This window comes from Nostoc sp. DedQUE08 (genome assembly GCF_034530895.1).
Taxonomy (GTDB): Bacteria; Cyanobacteriota; Cyanobacteriia; order Cyanobacteriales; family Nostocaceae; genus Nostoc.
On sequence record NZ_JAVRCD010000122.1, the window covers coordinates 1 to 6,375 of the forward strand.

A 6,375-nucleotide genomic window follows, 5' to 3' on the forward strand; every position below is an offset into this window, starting at 1 on the left:
ATAATTTCAGTTATTTACTACTTGCTTATGTCGGAAAGTGACAGAAGAGGGATACAAGCAGAACTACAGCCAAAGGGGATTCATGTTTGTGGGATTTATCCGAATTTGATTAAGAGTACTTTAATGGAACGGGCAGTTTTTCGGGGCAAGGATAAGCAAGATGCTCAAACTCGTCGTGGACAGCTTGAGGTTGTGCTGAAAAATCCGGTAGTGGAGAAGCCTGAAGATGTGGCAAATGCTATCTGGGATGCAGTCAAGAATAATAAATCGGAAGTGATGGTTGGTTCGGCGAATTTCTCGCAAGCTTTATATCGCTTGTTTCCTGGTTTGATAAAGTGGGTTTCGCGGCAAGGGTTGAAAAATCAGGATAATTAATTTTTGCTGCCAGCACATTCTGCTATTGTTACTCGCATTCTCGTTTTGTTACATAGTGGCGATAGCGAAACATAGCTTCTAGTTGCACTTGCACTAACCAACCACTGACAAATTCAACTGTTCCTCCACCAGGCATAGAAAAAGAAATAGCATCAGTCAGCCTAGTTTTACCATTTTCCAGTTCAAATTCATGTCGATGTATCCAAGATTCAAAAGGCCCAGATATCTGTTCGTCAGCAAACAGACGATATTTTTCACATTCAGTATGACGCGCTAACCAAGTTAAGGGTAATGGGCCGAGAAACAAGCGAAATTCAGTGATAGCACCCACGTTCAGCCCTCCTTCACGACGAACCACTTGAACCGGCTGCCAAGGTGGATTCAACAGTTGCAAAATATCTGGTCTTTCGTGAAATTTCCAAACTACTTCTGGTGAGGCATTAATGATTGAAGAATGTTTAAAGTGCAGCATGGAAAGAAAAACCTAAAATTCAACTTTCGGATTCGGTATCAATCTCGATATCTAGGGTATCTTCATCAACCCGCACATACAAAATATTTGGGTTACAGCAAACTTGACAATCTTCTACATAAGATTGCTGTCCTCCAGCACTCAAATCAATAAAAGTTAAGTTTGATTCGCCGCAATAAGCGCAGTAATACTCAGCTGTGTTTTGCATCAAGTTTTCAGCTATGAATTCAATGGCTGTAATTCTTTTGGAGATGGATTGATATAACTTTTAGCATCAGCCAAATGCTTTAGTAGTGTAGACTGTGGCAGAGGCCCTTGCAAGTGGCTCCAGGGTAATACTTGTTCTGTTGACCACTCGGTATGGACGTAGAAATCTAAGTCGGGGATTTGTCCTTTGAGTTTCTTGAAAGCACGTTTGTAACTACCCAAGGAATCGCCAAAGTCACGAGTAAGTTCTAGGAGTTGGGAGAGTCTGCGATCGCCTCTCGACAATAAAGCCTGTATAATCGACCAATTATAGCTTTCTGGGCGAAATTCTATTCCCTGCGGTTTTAGCTGTTTTTGTAAAAATTGCAACCGCTTTTCGGCTTGACGATTCACTCCAAACCATTGAAATGGCGTATGTGCTTTGGGTACAAAGGTGCTGCATCCGTATGTTAACCGCAATCCTGGCGCAGCTTTTTTGATATTACGCATCATCGCCACGGTTTGCTCTAAATCTTCTGCTTCTTCACCAGGAATTCCTGCCATTCCGTAGAGTTTCAAGCTTTTTAATCCGCCAGCTTTGGCATTTATCGCCGCTTGGATAATTTCATCGTTATGCAGCTTTTTGTTGACGATTTGCCGAATTTTTTCGGAACCACTTTCTACTGCAATGGTAAGCGATCGCGTGTCTCGTTTAGTCAAAGTTTCTGCTAACTGGACTGTTACAGTATTGGTTCGCACTGAGGCAATACTGAGACGGACATCATCGTACTTTGGCTGACTGATATAATTTAGCAAAGCCTCAAATTCTGGATGTTGAGTGACTGAAGCCCCTAATAATCCTAGCCGATTTGTGACTTCTAAACCTTTGGCGATCGCTGGAATTAAAGAATCTTCCAAATTGGCTGTTCTAAAAGGCAGTGTGAGATAACTCGCCAAACAAAAGCGGCACATTTCTGGACAACTTCTCACCACTTCCACCATATAAATATTTTCCCATGCCGCTTTTTCGGTGACTACAGTAGAAGCCGATAGGGTATTTCCCCGATAAGTTTGCTTTTGTACCACGGCAGGAATTTCGGGAGAAATTGGTTTAATTGATTTTACTTCACCATCTCTTGTGTGATATTCCACCTCATACAAACTGGGTACATAAATTCCTGGTATTTGTGCAAGTCTTTTTAGTTGAGTTTGTCTTGAGGCATTTCTGACTTCTTTATAAGCCTCAATAAAATTCCCTAACAGGGTTTCGCCATCTCCCAGTAAAATGACATCAAAAAAATCTGCAAAAGGTTCGGGATTAGCAGTGAGAACTGGGCCACCACCAAAAATTATCGGATGAGAATCATCACGAGAGGTTGCCCAAATCGGAATTTCTAAAGATTCCAGCAAATTTAGAATATTTACATAATCCAGTTCCCACGAAATAGAAAATCCCACAATTTCTGGCGTTCTAGGGAGTTGTTCGTGAGTATCTGTAAACAGGCGACTCACCTGCACATCATCACGCATTGCCAAGGTTGCCCACACTACCTGATAGCCAAGGCTAGTGATACCTACGCTGTACTCGTTGGGAAAGGCGAAGATTATGGGAATAGCGTTGGTGTCTGGGGTAGTAGGTGTAAAGAGAAGGCGTTCAGAGTCAAATACAGATGATGTCACAGGTGTTTCTTAGAGGCAAGTTTATCTATATTTAATTTTAAGCCATAGAATAATTAAGTTAAAAACCAATGTTATAGCGTTAGCAAGAATAATTGGCAAGGATTGTAAATAAATTCCATAGATTAGCCACAAAAAAACACCACTTATGAATGTAATCAGGGTAACTAAAGAAACATCTTTTGCTGATTTTGTTTGCCAAGTTTTAAACATTTGTGGCAAAAAAGAGATTGTGGTTATTGTGGCGGCAGCTAATCCTAAAATTGTTATAAAATCCATGCGATGCAACCAGAGCAATTCATTTTTAGTTTAACGCTAGAGAAACACTTGCATTACATTAAATTTTACCTAGTTTCTCTTTTAGTTTTCTGATGTGATTTTATTTTTTCATTCAGATTTTATTCTTTGGTTTTTTGATATAAGACTTCGCCCAAGCATACCGTTGTGAATCTTTGTTTAGTAGGTAGTTTATCACTTGCTGACGCTTATTTTCATCATTAGCATTTTTCACTACTCGCTTGATTTCAGAATCCATATCTCTAGGATTAGCACCACGTTTGATTGCTTCTTGAAACCAATATTCACCATCTGAATATTGATGTCGTTCAAAACAAATGGCTCCCATCAAAGTATAAGGGTGATGGCTTTTTTGTAGATGCTTAATAGCTTGACGGGCGCAATTTTCTGCTTCATCTAATTTTCCAAAATCTCGAAAAGCTCCACCTCTGGTAGTTAGCAAAGCTGATTTGAGTTTATTTTCTTTAATTTTGTCGAGTTGTAAATTATTCGTCAGTTGCAATGCCTGTTCTGGTTCATCTGCTTTGCGCCAATGACTGCTGGCATTTGCTAAGTTCCATTTGTTATCAGTGCGCTGAAACTCCTGTTCATAAAAATTTGCTTCAATTGTGTGGTAAGCAATCCAAATCTTACCAGAGAATAATTTAGTCCCTTGATGCTGAGGTTCTTGTTGCCACCTATCATAACTATATGTTGCTAGAGGCACTTCAACTTTAGTCTCTTGAAGCCAAGCAACATCTGTTGCTTCAAGTCGCTCTTTTAACTCCAGCTTTTGCAAAATTGTGTATAAAAGACTGGTGTGTGGTTTATCTTGATAGCGTAAAACATCATATTTTGATTTCAAAGCTGCGAAGTGCTTTTGTTTGGCAAAGATAATGATATCTTCATGTCTATTATTTTTCAACCACTCAATTTCTGATTCATTAAGTAGTTCTTCTGAATCTATTTTAGATTTTAGGATGGAGACATATTTTTCATTTGCAATTTCTATAATATCAGTCAGCTTGCGTTTTTTGAGAAAGTTAATATCCTGTTCACCTAACTGATTCGACAACTCAAGTCTTTTAAGAATTTTATACAGGTGACTCTTGGGCGATGAATCCTGATACTCAGTTGCTTTATACTTCAGTTTCAAGGCGGCAAATTCTCGTGTTTGTTCCAACTCTTGAGCAATGGCAATTGTTTCGCTAAGTTTTTGCTGTTCCAACCAGTTAATCTCGGAATCACTCAAATCATTTTTGGCATCAATATTTTGTAGTATTGGATATAATGGACTTGATAATAATAAATCAGAGTGTAGATTCGCTTGATATTTATCTTTTAACTTAGCAAATTGAGCTTCTTTTTCTGATTCCTGTTGCTGAAAAGTTTCTGCTGTTTCCAAGAGTTGATTATTGAGCAGCCAATTATATTCAGAATCACTTAAACGTTCTGTAACCTCTAACTTTTTTAGTATTTGATACAGAAAACTATCAGGATATGAGTCTTGATATTGACTAGCTTTGTATTGAGATTTAAGTTGAGTAAATCGCTTTACTTCTTGAGCAATTTGATTTGTTTCATATAAACCAGTTATTCTCAGCCATTGAACTTCTAAATCAGTGAGTAAAGTTCCTGATTCAAGTTTCAAAAGTATAAAATACAGATGAGTAGATTGCCAAGAAACGTTATAATTTGTGGCTTTGTACTTGGACTTTAATTTAGAGAATTCAAATTCTAGATTTCTCAATTCTTGTACTTTATGTTTCTGCTCTTGCTTGATAGCTTCTAAAGTCTCCTCAAGCTGAGACTCTCCCAACCAAGTAGATTCTAAGTCAAGGAGTTCAATTCCTAAGTCAAGTTTTCGTAGTATGAGATACAGCAAACTAGCAGGTAATGAATCTTCATATTGAGTCGCTTGGTATTTGGACTTTAAAGCAGCAAAGTGTTCTAAGCGATTTGGAGACTCTTTATCCATATTGAGAGTAGATGCGATCGCACGTACTTAAATGTGTTATCCGCTACTATAACAATACAGATAAAAAAGGGCGAGTTAGACACTCACCCCCGAAGCATAAATATTTTATGAAAGTCCAAGTATAATCCCTACAACACCTTACACTGTCCATGATGCCGCAACAAATGGTCACACAACACCAGCGCCACCATTGCCTCCACCATTGGAACTGCACGCGGTAACACACAAGGATCGTGTCGTCCTTTTGCCGCTAATAAGGTTTCTTCTTTTTCACGAGTTACTGTTTTTTGCTCTTTTCTAATTGTCGCCGTCGGCTTAAATGCAACTCGTAAAATGATATTTTCTCCATTGGAAATTCCCCCCTGAATACCACCAGAACGGTTAGTTACAGTGCGAATTTCACCATTTTCATCAATATAATATTCGTCGTTATGCTCAATTCCGGTTAACAGCGTCCCGCCAAAACCGGAACCGATTTCAAAGCCTTTGCTAGCAGGGAGAGACATCACACCTTTAGCGATATCAGCTTCCAATTTATCAAATACTGGTTCGCCCAAACCTTTCGGCACGTTACGCGCTACACATTCTACGACACCGCCGATAGAATCACCTTGCCTCCCAACTTGCTCAATTAATTCAATCATGCGATCGCTACATTCAGCATCGGGACAGCGCACGATGTTGCTTTCCACTTGTTCTAAGGTGACAGTATTTGGATCGACTATACCTTCCAAGTCTTTGATGCGCTTGACGTAAGCGATAACTTCGACATTGGCAACTTGACGGAGAATTTTTTTAGCGATCGCACCAGCTGCTACTCTACCAATTGTCTCACGCGCTGACGACCTACCCCCGCCTTGCCAATTGCGAATGCCATATTTTGCATCATAAGTTGCATCCGCGTGAGAAGGGCGATACTTCTCGGCCATCTCGTCGTAGTCTTGGGAACGAGTGTCTTTGTTCCGTACCAAAATCCCTATAGGCGTTCCTAGTGTTTTGCCTTCAAATACACCCGATAAAATCTCGCAGGTATCGGCTTCTTTGCGAGGTGTCGTAATTTTACTTTGTCCTGGACGCCTTCTATCTAATTCTACTTGGATTTCTTCTGCCGAAATTTCTAGTTGTGGAGGACAACCATCAATCACAACCCCCACACCACCGCCGTGAGATTCACCAAAAGTAGTTATACGAAATAGATGACCAAAAGTGTTGCCCATGATCTTAAAGAAAAAGGATGAGGCTTATGTATTTTACCTAGAGTTTGTGCAAAAGTTAATTTATATGCTTTAGCACTCGGAATGTTTGACGTATAAACTATCTTTTACCTATACAAATAAGAAAGCGCCCTCCGTTACGAGAGGGCGCTTTCTTATTTAGCTAAACTTCAGAATTAACCGTTGATAGCAGGAGC

Annotated in this window: 6 protein-coding genes and 1 pseudogene; 1 reads left to right on the top strand and 6 read right to left on the bottom strand. The window is 39.6% G+C overall.

The window, feature by feature from the left end; genetic code table 11:
- Window positions 1-375, top strand: a pseudogene (locus RMY64_RS36420) (hypothetical protein); the annotation flags it as partial.
- A gap of 28 nt (window positions 376-403) precedes the next feature.
- Here the strand turns inward: RMY64_RS36420 and RMY64_RS36425 are convergent.
- From RMY64_RS36425 to aroC, 6 genes are all read right to left on the bottom strand, one after another.
- Window positions 404-847, bottom strand: a complete 444-nt coding sequence (locus tag RMY64_RS36425) for an SRPBCC family protein (protein ID WP_322675667.1) — start codon at window positions 845-847, stop codon at window positions 404-406.
- 19 nt (window positions 848-866) lie between these two features.
- Entirely contained in the window at window positions 867-1,055 is a 189-nt protein-coding gene (locus tag RMY64_RS36430) for a CPXCG motif-containing cysteine-rich protein (RefSeq protein WP_322675668.1), read from the bottom strand.
- 11 nt (window positions 1,056-1,066) lie between these two features.
- Window positions 1,067-2,713 (bottom strand): radical SAM protein, encoded by a 1,647-nt coding sequence (locus RMY64_RS36435; RefSeq protein WP_322702653.1) that lies wholly within the window; start codon window positions 2,711-2,713, stop codon window positions 1,067-1,069.
- Window positions 2,714-2,734: 21 nt separating this feature from the next.
- Window positions 2,735-2,989, bottom strand: a complete 255-nt coding sequence (locus RMY64_RS36440; protein WP_322702654.1) for a SemiSWEET transporter — start codon at window positions 2,987-2,989, stop codon at window positions 2,735-2,737.
- Window positions 2,990-3,101: 112 nt separating this feature from the next.
- Window positions 3,102-4,964 carry a hypothetical protein gene (locus RMY64_RS36445; RefSeq protein WP_322702655.1) on the bottom strand — a complete coding sequence of 621 codons (1,863 nt, stop codon included), beginning with the start codon at window positions 4,962-4,964 and terminating at the stop codon, window positions 3,102-3,104.
- Window positions 4,965-5,092: 128 nt separating this feature from the next.
- Window positions 5,093-6,181, bottom strand: a complete 1,089-nt coding sequence (gene aroC, locus RMY64_RS36450; protein WP_322702656.1) for a chorismate synthase — start codon at window positions 6,179-6,181, stop codon at window positions 5,093-5,095.
- Window positions 6,182-6,375: the final 194 nt, after the last annotated feature.